We start from the raw sequence: 15,690 nt of genomic DNA, 5'->3' as shown, positions 1-15,690 counted from the left end.
CCCCCGCCACCCCCGCCAGAACCCCCAGGGCCGCGATCTGCGAATCCGAAAGCGCCGCGCCGAAACCGTGCCGCCCCGGATCGTCCCGCAGAAACTCGATCCCGAACCGCCAGATCGAATACCCCGCGAGAAGCGCCCCATAGACGCTCCCCGGCCGATGAGGCCGGCGGGCCAGACGCGAAAGAATCCCGAAAAGAAGAACCGCCAGCGCCAGCTCATAAAGCTGCGTGGGATGAACCGCCCGCGCATCCCCCGCCAGCGATCCCCGGACGAAACGCACGCCCGGAAACCCCTCGCACGGCCGCCCGTAGCAGCAGCCCGCCAGGAAGCAACCCACCTTTCCCACCGCAAATCCCACCGGCAGCGGCGCCGCCGCCGCGTCCAGAACTCCCGCCGCGGGAAGCCCCTTCAGGCGCGCCACGAGCGCCACCGCCGCCGATCCCCCGAGGAGCCCGCCGAAAAACCCCGACCCCTCGCTCCACGCGCCGACCAGGTTCGCCCCCGGCTCCACACCGCGTACCCACAGCGGAAGGAAATAGAAAAGCCGCGCCCCGATCGAGCCTCCCACGAGGGCCGCCAGCGCCAGATCCCAGAGCGTCCCGCCCCGGACCCCCAGCTCCGCCATCCGGCGGCGCGAAACCCACGCCACCAGAAGCACTCCGAGAAACGCGAACACCTCCACCGGCGTCAGCGCCAGCGGTCCCAGCCCGATCCGGAAAGGCCACACGGCGTTCCCCTACTCCGGCCGCCGCGACGGACGGTTCACCGGATGGGGCGGCCGCCGTCCCGCCACGATCGCCGCCAGGTTCCGCAGCGCCGTCTCGTACATCGCCCGGCGCGTCTCGTCCGTAGCGCTCCCGATGTGCGGACAGAGAACGACGTTCTCGAGCCCGAGAAGGCCCGGATGGACCGCCGGCTCGCGCTCGAAAACGTCCAGCCCCGCCGCCCGGATCCCGCCCGACCGGAGCGCCTTCGCCAGCGCCGCCTCGTCCACGATCGGTCCCCGCGCGGTGTTGACGAGAATCGCCGTGGGTTTCATGAGCCCCAGCTCCCGCGCGCCGATCAGACCCCTCGTCTCGGGAGTCAGAGCCACGTGGATCGAAACGAAATCCGATTCCCGAAGCAGCCGATCCAGCGGCGCCCGCCGGGCCCCCGTTTCCCGCTCGAAGGCGGGCTTGCGTTCCCGCGAGGCGTAGAGCACCCGCATGGAAAACCCGACCGCCCGGCGCGCGACCGCCTGCCCGATCCGCCCCGCGCCCACGATCCCGAGCGTCTTTCCGTGGACATCCACTCCGCGCAGCATGGTCCAGTCCCAGCGCTTCCATCGGCCGGCCCGGACGAAACGGTCCCCCTCCGCCACGCGCCGCGCCGCCGCCAGAAGGAGCGCCCAGGCCAGGTCCGCCGTGGCGTCCGTCAGGACGTCCGGCGTGTTGGTCACCCACACGCCGTGCCGGGTGGCGGCGGGGACGTCGATGTTGTCGTACCCGACCGCCACGTTACAGACGGCCCGCAGGCGCGGCAGGCGCGAAAGAAGCGCCTCGTCCACCCGCAGGTCCAGAAGCGTCACGATCGCTTCCGTCCCGGGATGAAGGGTCTTCTCGAAACGCACCCCGAGCCGCCGCAAGTCGGCCTGAAGCGCGGGATCCACCGGATCGGGAAAATCGTACGGGCGATACACGCGGAAGGGCACGGTCGCATCACCTCCGGGCCAGGCGGCGTAGCGCCTCGACGCCGCGTTCCAGAACCGCGTCCGGCACGGCGTAGGAAAGCCGGAAATGGGTTCCTTTCCGCGAACAGGCGCTCCCGGGGACAACGAGAACCTTCGCCTCGACCGCGCGCGCCACGAACTCGCGGTCGCGAAGCCCCCCCGGGCAGCGCGGAAAAAAGTAAAACGCCCCCTGGGGGCGCACCATCTCGTAACAGTCCTTGAGGCTGTCGTAGACAAAGTCGCGGCGACGACGGTAGTCCTGCCGGTGTTCGCGGACGTTCTCGTGAACGTGCACGTCGAGCGCCGCCACGCCCGCGTACTGCGCCGGCGTCGGGGCGCACACGAAGGAAAACTGCTGCACCTGAGTCATCTTTTCGATCACGTCGGGCGGCCCCGCGGCGAATCCGAGCCGCCAGCCGGTGATGCCGTAGGCCTTCCCGAAGCCCCCGAGGAGCACGACCTCGTCCGTATGGAGCATCATGCTCTCGTGCGGAAAATCGTAGCTGTACGAGGCGTAGATCTCGTCGGAAACGAGCAGCACGCCGCGGCGCCGGGCCACGTCGGCGATCGCCGCCACCTCCTCGCGCCGGTAGGCCACGCCCGTGGGATTGACGGGATTGTTGAAGAGGATCAGCTTCGTCCGCGGAGTCAGAAGCCGTTCGAGCTTCTCCGGCCGGATGCGGAAGCCGTCCGGGTAGGTGTCCAGAAAGACGGGCGTGCCGCCGAAAAAGCGCACCACGTTGCGGTAGAGGACGAAATAGGGATCCGGGATCACGACCTCGTCGCCTTTTTCGACGAGCACGCCCATGGCCAGAAAGAGCGCGCCGGAGACGCCCGCGGTCACGAGGATCTCCTGGGTGGAGAATCCCGCGCGGCGGACGAGCTCCGCGCGGATCTTTTCCCGGAGCTCCGGGAGACCCTGCGTGACGGTATAGCCGTGCCGGCCCTCCCGGATGGCGCGGAGGGCGGCCTCGCGCACCTCGGGCGCCGGAGGAAAGTCCGGCTGGCCGAGGGACAGGTCCACGGCCCCCGGAATGCGGGAGGCCAGCTCGAACATCCGGCGGATGCCGGAGATCTCGAGCCGTTCCAGGCGCCGGGCGAAGCGACGCCGGGCGGTTTTTCGGGGCGGCACGGTGCGAAGGATCCTACCCCCCGCGGGGCGGCCTTGGCAAGGATCCCGGCGGCGGATAGACTACGGCGGGAGCCGAATGGACGAGCTGACCGAAACGCAGCGCCTGATCCGGGACACGGTGCGGGACCTGGCCCGCAAGGAATTCCTCCCCCGCGCGGCGCGCCTGGACGAGACGGGCGAATTCCCCTGGGAGAATTTCCGGCGCCTGGCGGAGCTGGGGCTCACGGGCATCCCCCTTCCGGAGGAGTACGGCGGGGCGGGGGCGGACACGCTCTCCTTTGTCCTCGCGCTCGAGGAGATCGCCAAGGTCTGCGGCTCCACGTGCCTGACGCTCGCGGCGCACACGTCGCTCGGCACGATGCCGATCTTTCTTTTCGGGAGCGAAGAGCTCCGGCGCCGCTACGTCCCCCCGAACGCCCGCGGCGAGACGATCGGCTCGTACGGCCTCACCGAACCCGGGGCCGGCTCCGACAGCGGCGGAACGCAGACCACGGCGGTGCCCGTCCCGGGCGGCTGGAAGATCAACGGCTCGAAGATCTTCATGACCAACGCGAGCGTCGCGGGAGTCATGACGATCACCGCCGTCACGGACCGGGAGGCCGAGAAGCACGCCCGCATCAGCGCCTTCGTTCTGGAGCCCTCCTGGAAGGGCGTCACCGTCGCCCGCAAGGAGGACAAGCTCGGCTGCCGGGCCAGCGACACCTGTTACGTGACCTTCGAGGACGTCTTCGTCCCGGAAACGCACCTGCTCGGCGAGCGAGGCCACGGGTGGAAGTACTTCATGCAGATTCTGGACGCGGGGCGGATCGGGATCGGCGCGATGGCGCTCGGCCTGGCGGAGGGCGCCTACGAACGCGCCCTCGAATACGCCCGCGAGCGGCGCACGTTCGGAAAGCCGATCGGCGCCCACCAGGCCGTGGCGTTCATGCTCGCGGACATGAAAGTCGAAATCGAAGCGGCCCGGCACCTCATCTATCACGCCGCCCGGCTCAAGGATGCGGGCCGTCCGTTCCGTCTGGAAGCCTCCATCGCCAAGCTCTTCGCCAGCGAGATGGCCATGCGCGTTACGCGCAACGCCATCCAGGTCCTCGGGGGCTACGGATACATGGCCGAGTACGGCGTGGAACGGCAGTATCGAGACGCGAAGCTCTGCGAAATCGGCGAGGGCACGTCGGAGATCCAGAGGATCGTGATTTCCCGGGAGATCCTGGGACGCCTCTAGAGTCTACCGGTACGGGTCGATCGGCTCCACGTCCAGGTTGTCCGAGAGGGGCAGGCCGAAGAAGACCTTGAGCCCCGTCGTCAGGATCGTGTAGGCCCCGACCGCCGGCTCCGCCAGCCGGCCGCGGGCGTCGAACCGGTAGAAGACCCCCTCCGCGGTGATGAATCCGATTTCCTTGGTTCCCGTGGCGTCGCTGATGTAGTAGCACTCGCGCACGTCGCGGGACCCCTTGGGCTGGACTTCGTAGCGGTGAAGGTATCCGATTCTCTTCTTTTCGCGCGGGTCCTTGGTCCAGTGCAGGATCTCCCGACTTTCGACGCGCCGCGGCCCCTGCGTTTCCTCGGCCGGACCGCGGTAATACTGCGAGAATCCTTCACCGCGGAAATGCGGCGTGTCCACGCATCCCGCCAGAATCAGGCACGCCCAGGCCGGCGCTATTTTCATCGGGGACGGTTCTCCACGGGGATCAGAAGTTTCGGAAGCTCCGGCTCCAGCCGCACTTCCACGTCCAGATACCGCGCCCCCTGCGCGGCGGACGGCACGACGTAAGGCTCCTCCGGCGCCCCGCCCGCCAGGAAACGCAGCGTCACGGCCACCAGAAGCAGCACCACCGCCAGAAAGAGCGCGTGGCGGGCGTACGCCGCCGTGTCCCGGACCGCCTCCGTGCGCGCCTTTTCCGCCAGCGAGTGCTGGATCTCGTCGGCGGTGAAGTCGAGCCGGACGCCGCAGCGCCCGCAAAAGGCGAGCGCCGCGGGGTTGTCGTGACGGCACGCGGGACACCGCATCGATCTACCTCTATTGAGGACGTCCGTCCGCCTCAAGATACCGCTCGACGGCCGCGAAATCCTCGGCCCAGGGACCCTGCGCGGCGGCGGCGCGCGCCTTCTCCAGGTACGGCTGCCAGGCGGCCGGCGGCCGGCGGACCTGCTTGAGGAGCACCGCGGCGTTGCGGTTGTACACGTAGTCGTCGGGCCGGAGCTGCAGGGCCTCCGTCACCCGGCCGAGCCCCCGCACGATGAGCGCTTCGCTTTTCTGGAGCGTCCCGCGCCAGGCTTCCAGCCATCCCAGAGCGTTGAGCGCCCGGGCGCGGTGTTCGCGCCCCGGCTCGTCGGCGGGCGCGCCGAGCTTGGAGAGAAGCTGCGTGCAGCTGGCGATGGCCGCCACGACGTGGCGATCCCGGACGGCCGGGTTCGGATCCTCGCGCAGCGCGGATTCGGTCCGGATCAGGGCGTCCATGAGGTACGGCTCCCGGCGGTCCCCGAAGCCGCCGGCGGTCACTTCCCGGATGAGTTGGCCCTGCCGCTCCGCGTTGCCGGAGCGGCCGAACGCGGCCGCCGCCGCCAGGGAATAGGCGAGCCAGGCCTCCTTCATCTCCTCCTGGGCCTGACGGTTCCCCCGCCAGAGCGCGGCCATCTCGTGGCGCAGCGCGGTCACCTCGGCCTCCATGGCCTTGACCTGCTCCGCCGTCCGCGCTCCGCCCTCCAGAAACCGCCGCGCCTCCATCGCCAGGAGGTTGGCCAGCGGGCGCGCCCAGCGCGGACGGGAGAGAAGATAGGCGGCGCGGAACGCTTCCGCCGCCGCCCGGCCTTCGGACGACGGCGCGGAAGCCAGCACACGTCCCAACCCGGCGTAGTAGTCGAGAAGGCCCTCCCGCGTGATGCGCCGGGCGACCTCCGCGTTTCCCTGGAGCGCCGTGCGCACCGCGCCGAAGATGCCGCGGGCGGACGCGGCGCGGGCGTCGTCCCCCGTCCGGGCCGCCAGGAGCAGCTCCACGTGGCCCAGGCCGATCTCCGCCTCCGGGGCGGTCCCGCGGGCGGCCTGAAACTCCTTGCGCGCGAGCTCCGCCAGCTCCGCCGTGGCCCGCCCGTCCGCCGCGCGCTCGGCCAGCCGCAGGTAAACGACGCCCAGTCCGAGGCGCACGGGCGGGGGGACATACCCCTCGGATCTCAGACGCTCGTATTCCTGCCGCGCGGCCTCCAGCTCTCCCGTGACACAGAGCATCTTGGCCCGAAGGACCCGGGCGCCGGCGAAATCCGGGCGCCACCGGAGGGCCTCCTCGACCGCGGGGCGCACGGCGCCCCAGTTACCCGCGTCGTGCCCGCGGTACGCCTCCTCCAAGGCCGTGCGGAACCGCCAGGCGGCGAAGGAGTGGTACCCCACGACGAAGGCCGCGAGAGTCAAGACCGCGGCCGCCGCGTATTGCGCCAGCGACGCCGCCGTCAGCGCGAATCTCCGAACCGGAACCTCGGGGTCGTTCATGAGCTCCTACGGAAGCCGCCCCAGGATCGCCCACCGGCCGACGGGCCCCACCGCGCGACTGTCGGACGCCGCCGCGGTTCGCCGGCTGTCCCCCAGGACGAAGACGCTGTCCCGGGGCACGACGATCTCGGGATAATCGTCCTGCGTGCGCTGGTTGGCCGGAACGTAGGGAGAAGCCAGCCGCGTGCCGTTGCGGACGACCTCTCCGTTTTCGATGCGGATCCGGTCGCCGGGAAGCCCGAGGACGCGACCGGCGAACACGCGCGGGGCCTTCCCCTGAACGGCGGCCGAGTACACGATGAAGTCGTCGTGACGAAGATCCTCAGGAATGCGCACGCCGGGGCGGATCATCTTGTTGGCCCCGCGGCCGACGGCGGGCTCCATCTCCCCGCCTTCGACGCGCACGCATCCGTACGTGTTGTATGCCCACAGCCCCGCCCAGAGCAGGGCGAAGGCCACGAGCATTTTGACGTAGCGAAGCGCGAGTTCGACGAGCATGAGAACGCTTCGGGCCATCTTAAGGCGCCTCCGGAAACTGTCAAGCACTTCCAAAGGCGCGGACCTTCGCGTTGACACGACCGGAAGCCCGGCCCTATAATCAGAATGGCGCGGCGCGAGCGGTGCGATGAAAGGGCCCCTTCTCGTCCAGGCGGCTTTTCTTCTGGCCTGCGGCCAGGTTTCTCCCGCTCAGGACCCCGGCGCCGATGAAGCCCGCCGCCTTCGCGAGGAACTTCTCAAGGCGCGCCTCGAAAACCTCGACCTCAGGCTGCGGCTGGCGCGCCTGTCCTCAGCCCCCGCCGAGGAGCTCAAAGTCCTCGAGGCCGCGCTCGATTCCGAGTTCCCCGAGGTCGCGGCGGCGGCCCTGCGGGAACTGGCGGCGCTGCCCGAGGACCGGCGCCGCGCGTCCCTGCCCGCCGTGCTCCGGCGCCTGCCCGCCGCCGCGGAGCCCTTCCGCGTCCAGGCCGTGGCCTTCCTGGGACGCGTGCCGCTTCCGGAGGCCGAAGCCGCGATCCTCGCCGCCGCGGAGGACCCCTCGCCGTCGGTCCGCCGCGCCGCCGCCGCGGCGCTCAAGAGCGGAACCGGCGCCCGTGCCGTCGAAGCCCTCCTGCGCCTGCTCCGGGACCCCGATCGCGAGACGCGGATCGCCGCCATCGACGCGCTCGGCGCCGCCAAACAGCCGGCCGCCGTGGCGCCCTTGACCGCGCGGCTGGCGACGGAAACCGACGAGCAGGTCCTCGAAAAGGTCGTCGATGTCCTCGGGGTCATCGGGGCCCCCGACGCGGTGGAGGGCCTTCTGGGCCTTCTCGACCGCACCCCGCGCGACGCGATCCGGTGGTCCTGCATCAACAGCCTGGGAAAGATCGGCGATCCGCGCGCCGCCGATCGGCTGCGCCCCTACGTGGAGGCGGCCTACCCGCCGGACGTGCGACAGGTGGCCATTGAAGCGCTCGGCAAGCTCAAGGACGCGGCGGCCCTTCCCCGCCTGGCGGAGATCCTTCGCAACGACCCCAACGAGAAACTGCGCCAGGCGGCCGCGGCGGCCCTGGGGCTCATGGCCCCCGTGGAGGCCATCGAGTCGATTCTCCTGCCGGCCTACCTGCGCGCGGAAGAAACGGAAGTGGTCCGCCGGGCGCTCTGGACCTCCATGCTCGCCCTGGCGGGCGAAGGATTCGAGGCCAACGAACGGCTTGCCCGGGCGCTCCTGGAGCGCGGCCGCCTTTCGGAGGCTTCGCTCGTCTGCTCGACGCGGCTTCATCCCCTGGTCCCGCCGCCCGGCCTGGCCGCGCGGGCGCTGGATTGGGAAGGCGCCATCGCCGCCGCCTTGATGGCCGCGCGCGACCCCAAGGGCGCGCTGGCCCACTTCCGCCAGATGGCCCAGCAGGCTCCCGAGCGGCTGGACGTCCTGCGCCGGATCGCCGACTGCTATCTGGAACTCAAGGACGTCGAAAGCGGCCTCAAGACCCTCCGCGAGATCGACGCCAAGCTTCCTCAGGGACAGGAGGAGTGGTGGAAGAACCGCCGGGCGATCGTTTCGGTCCTGGAGCGGATGGGCGATCCGGAGCCTCTCCTCGAGGAAGCGCATCTTCTGCTCTTGACGAATCCGCCTCCGCACCCCGAAGAGCGACGCCGGTTCCTGGAGCAGGCGTTGCGGACCGGAACGGCGAAGCTCATCGCCCCGCTGGGCCGTCCGGAAGAGGCCGCGCGGCGCGCCGCCGTCGAAGCGGTCCGCCGGCAGGCCCGGCGCATCGCGCCTTCCCTGGCCGCGGAACTCGAGGAGAATCCGAAGCCGGCCCCCGAGGTATGGGAGGCCGCCGCCGTCATCCTGGGCACGCCCGCCGAAGGAAACCCGCCGGACCCGAAAGCGCGCGCCGCGGCCCTGCGCGCCTGGTACGAGGCCAACAAGCCTCCTCACACCCGGTGACGCCCCCGCCGAACTATTCCTTGAAGTGCTCCCCCCGGCTTGTTATCATTTGCCCTGCTTGAGGGGCCGCGGGGCCCCGGATCATGACTCATAAGGAGTGCCTATGGCCGTCGCGCCGGACCGCAAGAAGACGCTCCTGACGGAATTCTCCCTCCACAAGGGCGACACCGGTTCCCCTGAGGTCCAAGTGGCGCTGATCACCGAGCGGATCAACCACCTGACCGAGCATCTTAAGGTCCACAAGAAGGACTTCACGTCCCGCCGAGGCCTCCTCATGATGGTGGGCCAGCGGGCGCGGCTCCTGAAGTACCTGCAGTCGACCGATCAGGAACGGTACCAGACGCTGATCAAGCGGCTGGGAATCCGAAAGTAAGCAAGCTGGTTGAGTGTGTCACGGCCCGGATTTCATCACGGACCCTTCGGGGCTGCGTCATGAATTCCGGGCTTTTTTATTTCGTCTGTGTTCAGGGGGACAGGTTTCGAATCAGGAATCGAGAATCCAGGGGGAGAAGACACCCCTTGATTCTTCATTCTTGATTCTTGATTCCGTTCCCTGAACGGTTACTTTTTTAGGTTCACGGGACTCCCGGAGGCCGGAAGGTCCAGGGTCAGACGAAAGACGAGACCCCCGCGGGGGCGCGGGGTTCCTGCCTTTCGTCGTTCCCGCCTTCCGATGGGCCTCCGCGGGCCCGCAATGCCTCAACGGAGGTTCCATGTCTCTCGGCCATCGCGTGGAAGCCGATCTCGGCGACGGGCGCAAGTTTATCTTCGAAGCGGGCGGGCTGGCCCGGCAGGCCAACGGCGCCTGCATGGTCACCCTGGGGGAAACCATGGTGCTCGGCGCCTGCGTCTCGGCGCCCGCCCGTGAGGATATCGACTTCTTCCCCTTGACGGTGGACTACCGCGAAAAGATGTCCGCCGCGGGTCGGTTCCCGGGAGGGTTCATCAAGCGCGAAGGACGCCCCACCACCAAGGAAATCCTCACCTCGCGCCTCTGCGACCGCCCCGTCCGGCCGCTCTTCCCCGACGGTTTCTTCGTGGACCTCCAGGTGCATCTCAACGTCTTCTCGGCGGACCAGATCCACGATCCCGACATCGTCGCCATGAACGCCGCGTCCGCCGCCCTCATGGTCTCGGACCTCCCGTTCCAGGGACCCGTGGGATCCGTCCGCATCGGCCTGATCGGCGATCGGTTCGTCGTCTGCCCCACCTCGGCGGAGCTCAAGGAAAGCCGGCTCGACCTGGTCCTCTCCGGCACCCGGGACGGAGTCATCATGGTCGAGGCCGGCGCGCGGGAAGTCACCGAGGAGCAGATGGTGCAGGCCTTCGAGGCCGCGATGCCCCCCATCCGCGCCCTGATCGACGCGCAGCTGCGGCTGCGGGAGCTGGCCGGTCGCCCGCCCGGGCAATACGAGATCAAACCCTTCCCCGAAGCTCTGGCGTCGCGGATCCGGGAACGCTTCCTCGAGGAGATGCGCCGGGCCTTCTTCATCAAGATCAAACGCGACCGGAACCAGGCCTTCCAGAAGCTCCGGGAGCGCGTCTTCGAGGAGATGATCCCGCGGGACGAACGCGGGGAGCCGCTCCCGGAGGCGCCTTCCAAAGTGGACGTGACGCGGGCCTATGACCGCGTGCTCGACGAGCTCGTCCGTTCCTACGCCCTGGAGGGCAAGCGCGCCGACGGTCGCGGCCTCAAGGAGATCCGGCCGATCTCGATCCAGCTGGGCCTCCTCCCGCGCACCCACGGCTCGGCTCTCTTCACCCGGGGCGAGACGCAGGCGCTCTGCACGACCACGCTGGGGACCAAGCAGGACGAGCAGATCGTCGAGGGCCTCGAGGAAGAGTATTCGGAGCGCTTCATGCTCCACTACAACTTCCCGAGCTTCTCGGTGGGCGAGGTGAAGCCCATCCGCGGGCCGGGCCGCCGGGAGATCGGCCACGGGGCGCTGGCCCAGCGGGCGCTCGAGGCGGTCATGCCTCCGGAGGAGGAATTCCCGTACACCGTCCGGGTCATGAGCGACATCCTGGAATCCAACGGATCGTCCTCCATGGCGACCGTGTGCGGCGGGTGCCTGGCGCTCATGGACGCGGGCGTCCCGATCAAGGCCCCCGTGGCGGGGATCGCCATGGGGCTCGTGCGCGAACAGGGCAAGGTGGCCATCCTCACCGACATCCTGGGCAGCGAGGACGCCCATGGGGACATGGACTTCAAGGTGGCCGGCACCGAGAAAGGGATCACGGCCCTGCAGATGGACCTCAAGGCGGCCGGCATTCCCATGGAGATCACCCGGCAGGCCCTGGCCGACGCGCGGGAGGCGCGCCTGTTCGTCCTGGCGCGCATGCGCGAAGCGATCGCGGAACCGCGCAAGGAGCTCTCGGCCCACGCGCCGCGGCTCGTGCGGATCATGATTCCGCCCGACAAGATCGGGCTCCTGATCGGCCCCGGAGGAAAGACCATCCGCGACATCGAGGCGCGCACCGGCTGCGTCATCGAGATCAGCGAGGACGACTCCGGCGAGGTCGTCATCGCCTCGAAAGACAAGGAGGCGCTGGACCGCTGCCGCGCCATCATCGAGGGGATGACCCAGGAGCTGAAGGTGGGGGCCATCTACCCGGCCCGCGTGGTTTCGCTCAAGGAGTTCGGCGCCTTCTGCGAAATCGCCGGGACGGGGCAGGACGGTCTGGTCCACGTCACCGAGATCACCGATCAGCGCGGCATCCAGGTGGCCGACTTCCTGAAGGTCGGCATGGAAGTCGAAGTCAAGATGCTCAGCGCCGACCCGCAGGGCCGCAACCGCTTCTCGATCAAGGCGGCGCGCGCGGAAAAAGGACTCCCTCCGCTTCAGCCGCTCAACGGCGGGCAGCCCTCGTCCGCGGGCGCTCCGGCGCCGGCCGGCGCCGCGGGGTCCGCCGGCGGCGGCGAACAGCGCTTCCGCGAATCGCGCCCGCCCCGCCCCTCGGGGGGCGGTGGAGGAGGCGGCGGGAGACCGCCCCGGCGGGAGCATCGCGGTCCGCGCCGCGACTCGTAAAGGGGGAGCGCCCGAAAGGATCAGACGGCGGGAGGCGTCGCGCCTCCGGCCGGAGGTTCGTCCTTGGGCGCGGCGGAGGGCGCCTGGGCCGGGGGCGCCACGGCGACCGGCGGCGGCGTCTCCTTCCTGGCCCGCTTAAGCGCCAGGAGCTTCATCCGCAGGTCGCCGGAACCGTACTTTCGGCTGGCGATCCCCGCGACAAGCACGATCGCCACGATCACGGCCGCCACCAGGCTCACCATCGCGATGAATCCGGCCCGGTGATCGGAATACTGCGGCCTGGGCGCCAGACGGATGTTTTTGGCGAAAAGCAGCGCGGACTTGGCATAGACCGGCTGCCCCTGAGGATCTTCCATGCGGGACGGATAGATGTACCGGCGCAGAAAGATCCCTTCGACTTCCACCCAGTCTTCGTAAAACTCCTCGCCCCCCTTGCGGTAGGTCCGAAACGCGAGGGGCTTCCCCGTGGCCGGATCCTTCGGAAGCTCCGGCAGATAAAAGCACACCGTGCGGTTGGTCCTGTACTCCTGCATCACGCCGAAGTAGACGCGCTCGACGTTGTTGGGCGTGGTGCAGTCGAGCGGCTCCGTGTAGATGCGGATGAGCCGCCCGTAGGTGCGCAAAGGGGTCCCGCGGTATCGATCCGGCTCCAGAAACGCCCGGTCGGCGGGAACCTGCGGATCCACGGCTTTGGAAAAGCCTTCCGCGGGGACGGCGTTCAGGAAGACGTTCAGGAGGTTGACGAACTCGGGGGTTTCCTTGACGGGCGGCTCGTCGCCGTCGCGGAAGGGGGCGGCCAGCTCGCGGTACGGCACGGCGCCGTCGGCCGGCAAGGGAGCGAGGGGAATCTCCTTCTTGCGCCCCGCGGGCGGCTCCGGGCGGGCCTCGTCCGCTCCGGAATCCTGCGGCGGGCGGCGGGATTCCAGGGCCACGCCGCTCGTTTCTTTTCCGTCCGGGCGCGGGGCGCCGGAAGGAATCATTTTCTTCATATAGATCATGGTGCCCAGGGCCAGAAGGAGGATGAGCGCCATGACGTAGAGGCGCGCCCACTCGCGCGGCATCATGCCGGGAGGGGGCGGCACCCGGGGCCCCGGGGCGCCGGGCTTGCGGAACGGGTTGGCCATCGGTTCGGACATGGCTTTCTACTTTACAAAAGGGCCTCCAGGAACACAAACGAAGCGCCGGCGCGAAGGTTCGCCGCCCCGGCGGCGGTTCCGGGGAATGGGGGCGGGCCGCCGGACGTCATAGTTCTAGGAAGGAGGGCCGCGGGCCGGGTGCCTTGACGGTCCCGGGGCCGGGTGCTATAGTGCTCGCGGCGGCCCTTCCTCGATCCTAGCGGGAGATCCACCGAATGTTCGAGAAATTCACCGAGCGCGCCCGCAAAGTCATGAGCCTGGCGCGCCAGGAAGCCCAGCGGCTCAACAGCGAGTTCATCGGCACGGAGCACATCCTCCTCGGCATCATCCAGGAGGGCGGGGGCGTGGCCGCCAAGGTGCTCAAGAACCTCAACGTGGATCTTAAACGGATCCGCCAGGAAATCGAGAAGCTCATCACCCCCTCCACCTCTCCCACCGTCACCCTGGGGCAGCTTCCCTTCTCGCCCCGCGCCAAGCGGGTCATCGAGCTGGCCGGCGAGGCCGCCAGCCAGCTGGGCCACGACGTCATCGGCACGGAGCACCTGCTCCTGGGGCTCCTCAAGGAGAACGAGGGGATCGCCGCCCAGGTCCTCACCAACCTCGGGCTCAAGCTCGACGAGGTCCGCGACATGGTGCTCGAGGTCCTCGGGGCCGACGTCCAGCAGGATGTGGACGACAAGCTCAACACCAAGACCTCGAAGTCCAAGACCCCGGCGCTCGACGCCTTCGGACGCGACCTCATGGAGCTGGCGCGCGAGCGCAAGCTCGATCCGGTCATCGGCCGGCGCAAGGAGATCGAGCGCGTCATGCAGGTCCTCTCGCGCCGCACGAAGAACAACCCCGTGCTTCTCGGCGAGGCCGGCGTGGGCAAGACCGCGATCGTCGAGGGACTCGCCCAGGACATCATCAACGGCAACGTCCCGGAGGTCCTCAAGGACAAGCGGATCGTGGTCCTGGACCTGGCGCTCATGGTGGCGGGAACGAAATACCGCGGCCAGTTCGAGGAGCGCATCAAGGCGGTCATGAACGAGGTGCGCCGGGCCAAGAACATCATCCTCTTCATCGACGAGCTGCACACGCTCGTGGGGGCCGGCGGCGCGGAGGGCGCCATCGACGCGGCGAACGTCCTGAAGCCTTCGCTGTCCCGCGGCGAGATCCAGTGCATCGGCGCCACGACGCTCGACGAGTACCGCAAGCACATCGAGAAGGACGGCGCGCTCGAGCGGCGGTTCCAGACGATCATCGTGGAGCCCCCCGGCCGCGAGGAGAGCCTGGAGATCCTCAAGGGGTTGCGCGACAAGTACGAGGCGCACCACCGGGTGCGCTACACGGACGAGGCGCTGGAGGCCTGCGTGGACCTCTCCATGCGCTACATCAACGGGCGGTTCCTGCCCGACAAAGCGATCGACGTGATGGACGAGGCCGGCGCGCGGGTGCGGCTGCAGTCCATGGTCTCGCCCCCCAACATCAAGGAGCTGGAGGAGGAGATCAAGAAACTCGAAAAGGAGAAGGACGAGGCGATCTCGCTGCAGGAGTTCGAACGGGCCGCCCAGATGCGCGACCGCGCCATGCAGCTCAAGAAGACCAAGGAAAAGATCCTCGCCGAGTGGCGCGAGCAGAACAAGGAGTTCGACGGCGTCGTGGACGCCGAGGTCATCGCCCAGACCGTCTCGATGATGACCGGAATTCCTCTCACCCGGATCGAGAAGAAAGAGGCGGAGCGGCTGCTCCATCTCGAGGAGGAGCTGCACAAGATCGTCGTCAGCCAGGACGAGGCGGTCAGCGCCGTGGCGCGCGCCATCCGCCGGTCCCGCGCGGGGCTCAAGGATCCCAAGCGGCCGATCGGAAGCTTTATCTTCCTGGGCCCCACGGGCGTCGGCAAGACCCTCATGGCCAAGGCGCTCGCGCGGATCATGTTCGGCGAGGAGAGCGCCCTCATCACGATCGACATGTCCGAGTACATGGAGAAGCACAACGTGTCGCGCCTCATCGGCGCCCCGCCGGGCTACGTGGGCTACGAGGAGGGCGGACACCTCACCGAGAAGATCCGCCGCCGGCCTTACGCGGTGGTCCTCTTCGACGAAATCGAGAAGGCCCACTCGGACGTCTTCAACATGCTCCTTCAGATCATGGAGGAGGGACGCCTCACCGACAGCTTCGGGCGCAACATCGACTTCAAGAACACGATCCTCATCATGACCTCCAACATCGGGGCCGAGGTCCTCAAGAACCAGACCACCCTCGGCTTCAAGAAGGTGACGGTGGACACGACCTACCAGGCGATGAAGGAGCTCCTCTCCAAGGAGGTCGAGAAGCACTTCCGCCCGGAGTTCCTCAACCGCCTGGACGACATCATCGTGTTCCGGCCCCTCACCCGCCAGGACCTCGAGCAGATCATCCACCTCGAGATGCGGGCGGTGGAGCAGCGCGTGGCCAAGAAAGGCCTGCGCATCACGCTGGCCCCGGAGGCGCTGGAATACCTCATCGACCAGGGGTACAACCCGGACTTCGGCGCCCGGCCCCTCAAGCGGGCGATCGAGCGGCTCGTCGAGGATCCGCTCTCCGAAGGGCTCCTGCGCGGCGAGTTCCGTGAGGCCAAGGAGATCAAGATCAGCCTCAAGGACGGACACCTCTTCTTCGAGCCGAAGGAACCCGGCGAGAAGAAGGAAGTGGGCGCCGCGGCCGACGCGTCCGGCGGGTCCAAGAGCGCCTGAAGACCCCCTTCGTCCGCTCCGAGCGACCGGCGGCGTTGACACCGGACCCCTCCGGCCTATAATGGCCC

Annotated in this window: 13 protein-coding genes; 5 read left to right on the top strand and 8 right to left on the bottom strand. The window is 68.8% G+C overall.

The features are described 5' to 3' along the window. The 3 genes from VNO22_05115 to VNO22_05105 form a co-directional block, all read right to left on the bottom strand. A partial coding sequence (locus VNO22_05115) for a prolipoprotein diacylglyceryl transferase family protein (GenBank protein HXG60727.1) occupies positions 1 to 727 on the bottom strand: 727 nt, incomplete at its 3' end. A gap of 9 nt (positions 728 to 736) precedes the next feature. Further along, entirely contained in the window at positions 737 to 1,690 is a 954-nt protein-coding gene (locus tag VNO22_05110; GenBank protein HXG60726.1) for a D-glycerate dehydrogenase, read from the bottom strand. A 7-nt stretch (positions 1,691 to 1,697) separates the two neighbouring features. Continuing rightward, positions 1,698 to 2,840: an aminotransferase class I/II-fold pyridoxal phosphate-dependent enzyme gene (locus VNO22_05105; GenBank protein HXG60725.1), complete on the bottom strand. Its 1,143-nt coding sequence runs from the start codon at positions 2,838 to 2,840 to the stop codon at positions 1,698 to 1,700. Between the two features lie 76 nt (positions 2,841 to 2,916). Here VNO22_05105 and VNO22_05100 point away from each other — a divergent pair, with 76 nt between their 5' ends. Further along, positions 2,917 to 4,062 carry an acyl-CoA dehydrogenase family protein gene (locus VNO22_05100; protein HXG60724.1) on the top strand — a complete coding sequence of 382 codons (1,146 nt, stop codon included), beginning with the start codon at positions 2,917 to 2,919 and terminating at the stop codon, positions 4,060 to 4,062. A 3-nt stretch (positions 4,063 to 4,065) separates the two neighbouring features. On the opposite strand, the gene VNO22_05095 is transcribed toward VNO22_05100, so the two are convergent. From VNO22_05095 to lepB, 4 genes are read right to left on the bottom strand one after another with little or no spacing between them, the layout of a single operon-like run. Next, entirely contained in the window at positions 4,066 to 4,506 is a 441-nt protein-coding gene (locus tag VNO22_05095) for a hypothetical protein (protein ID HXG60723.1), read from the bottom strand. Beyond that, positions 4,503 to 4,847 carry a zinc ribbon domain-containing protein gene (locus VNO22_05090; protein ID HXG60722.1) on the bottom strand — a complete coding sequence of 115 codons (345 nt, stop codon included), beginning with the start codon at positions 4,845 to 4,847 and terminating at the stop codon, positions 4,503 to 4,505. Before VNO22_05090 ends, VNO22_05095 begins: the two co-directional genes overlap by 4 nt. 10 nt (positions 4,848 to 4,857) lie before the next feature. Beyond that, positions 4,858 to 6,321: a hypothetical protein gene (locus VNO22_05085; protein ID HXG60721.1), complete on the bottom strand. Its 1,464-nt coding sequence runs from the start codon at positions 6,319 to 6,321 to the stop codon at positions 4,858 to 4,860. A 6-nt stretch (positions 6,322 to 6,327) separates the two neighbouring features. Next, entirely contained in the window at positions 6,328 to 6,837 is a 510-nt protein-coding gene (lepB, locus tag VNO22_05080) for a signal peptidase I (GenBank protein ID HXG60720.1), read from the bottom strand. A gap of 109 nt (positions 6,838 to 6,946) precedes the next feature. On the opposite strand from lepB, the gene VNO22_05075 reads away from it, so the two are divergent. From VNO22_05075 to pnp, 3 genes are all read left to right on the top strand, one after another. Continuing rightward, positions 6,947 to 8,743: a HEAT repeat domain-containing protein gene (locus VNO22_05075; GenBank protein ID HXG60719.1), complete on the top strand. Its 1,797-nt coding sequence runs from the start codon at positions 6,947 to 6,949 to the stop codon at positions 8,741 to 8,743. 103 nt (positions 8,744 to 8,846) lie between these two features. Continuing rightward, positions 8,847 to 9,116 (top strand): 30S ribosomal protein S15, encoded by a 270-nt coding sequence (rpsO, locus tag VNO22_05070; GenBank protein HXG60718.1) that lies wholly within the window; start codon positions 8,847 to 8,849, stop codon positions 9,114 to 9,116. A 340-nt stretch (positions 9,117 to 9,456) separates the two neighbouring features. After that, a complete protein-coding gene (gene pnp, locus VNO22_05065) occupies positions 9,457 to 11,772 on the top strand; it encodes a polyribonucleotide nucleotidyltransferase (protein ID HXG60717.1) in 2,316 nt (771 codons plus the stop codon). Between the two features lie 20 nt (positions 11,773 to 11,792). Here pnp and VNO22_05060 read toward each other — a convergent pair whose 3' ends face one another. Then, positions 11,793 to 12,908, bottom strand: coding sequence for a hypothetical protein (locus VNO22_05060; GenBank protein HXG60716.1), 1,116 nt, complete (start codon positions 12,906 to 12,908; stop codon positions 11,793 to 11,795). A 215-nt stretch (positions 12,909 to 13,123) separates the two neighbouring features. Between VNO22_05060 and VNO22_05055 the strand changes: the two genes are divergently transcribed. Continuing rightward, positions 13,124 to 15,622 (top strand): ATP-dependent Clp protease ATP-binding subunit, encoded by a 2,499-nt coding sequence (locus VNO22_05055; protein HXG60715.1) that lies wholly within the window; start codon positions 13,124 to 13,126, stop codon positions 15,620 to 15,622. Positions 15,623 to 15,690 lie beyond the last annotated feature (68 nt).

This window comes from Planctomycetota bacterium (genome assembly GCA_035574235.1).
Classification (GTDB): Bacteria; Planctomycetota; MHYJ01; order MHYJ01; family JACPRB01; genus DATLZA01.
Note: the sequence above shows the minus strand (reverse complement) of the source record. Positions and strands in the feature narration are given on the sequence as shown.

What these genes read in the sequence shown, in the direction of transcription:
- VNO22_05100 (HXG60724.1), top strand. Translation starts at nt 2,917, where the DNA reads ATGGACGAGCTGACCGAAACGCAGCGCCTGATCCGGGACACGGTGCGG.
- VNO22_05095 (HXG60723.1), bottom strand. Translation starts at nt 4,506, where the DNA reads ATGAAAATAGCGCCGGCCTGGGCGTGCCTGATTCTGGCGGGATGCGTG.
- VNO22_05090 (HXG60722.1), bottom strand. Translation starts at nt 4,847, where the DNA reads ATGCGGTGTCCCGCGTGCCGTCACGACAACCCCGCGGCGCTCGCCTTT.
- VNO22_05085 (HXG60721.1), bottom strand. Translation starts at nt 6,321, where the DNA reads ATGAACGACCCCGAGGTTCCGGTTCGGAGATTCGCGCTGACGGCGGCG.
- lepB (HXG60720.1), bottom strand. Translation starts at nt 6,837, where the DNA reads ATGGCCCGAAGCGTTCTCATGCTCGTCGAACTCGCGCTTCGCTACGTC.
- VNO22_05075 (HXG60719.1), top strand. Translation starts at nt 6,947, where the DNA reads ATGAAAGGGCCCCTTCTCGTCCAGGCGGCTTTTCTTCTGGCCTGCGGC.
- rpsO (HXG60718.1), top strand. Translation starts at nt 8,847, where the DNA reads ATGGCCGTCGCGCCGGACCGCAAGAAGACGCTCCTGACGGAATTCTCC.
- pnp (HXG60717.1), top strand. Translation starts at nt 9,457, where the DNA reads ATGTCTCTCGGCCATCGCGTGGAAGCCGATCTCGGCGACGGGCGCAAG.
- VNO22_05060 (HXG60716.1), bottom strand. Translation starts at nt 12,908, where the DNA reads ATGTCCGAACCGATGGCCAACCCGTTCCGCAAGCCCGGCGCCCCGGGG.
- VNO22_05055 (HXG60715.1), top strand. Translation starts at nt 13,124, where the DNA reads ATGTTCGAGAAATTCACCGAGCGCGCCCGCAAAGTCATGAGCCTGGCG.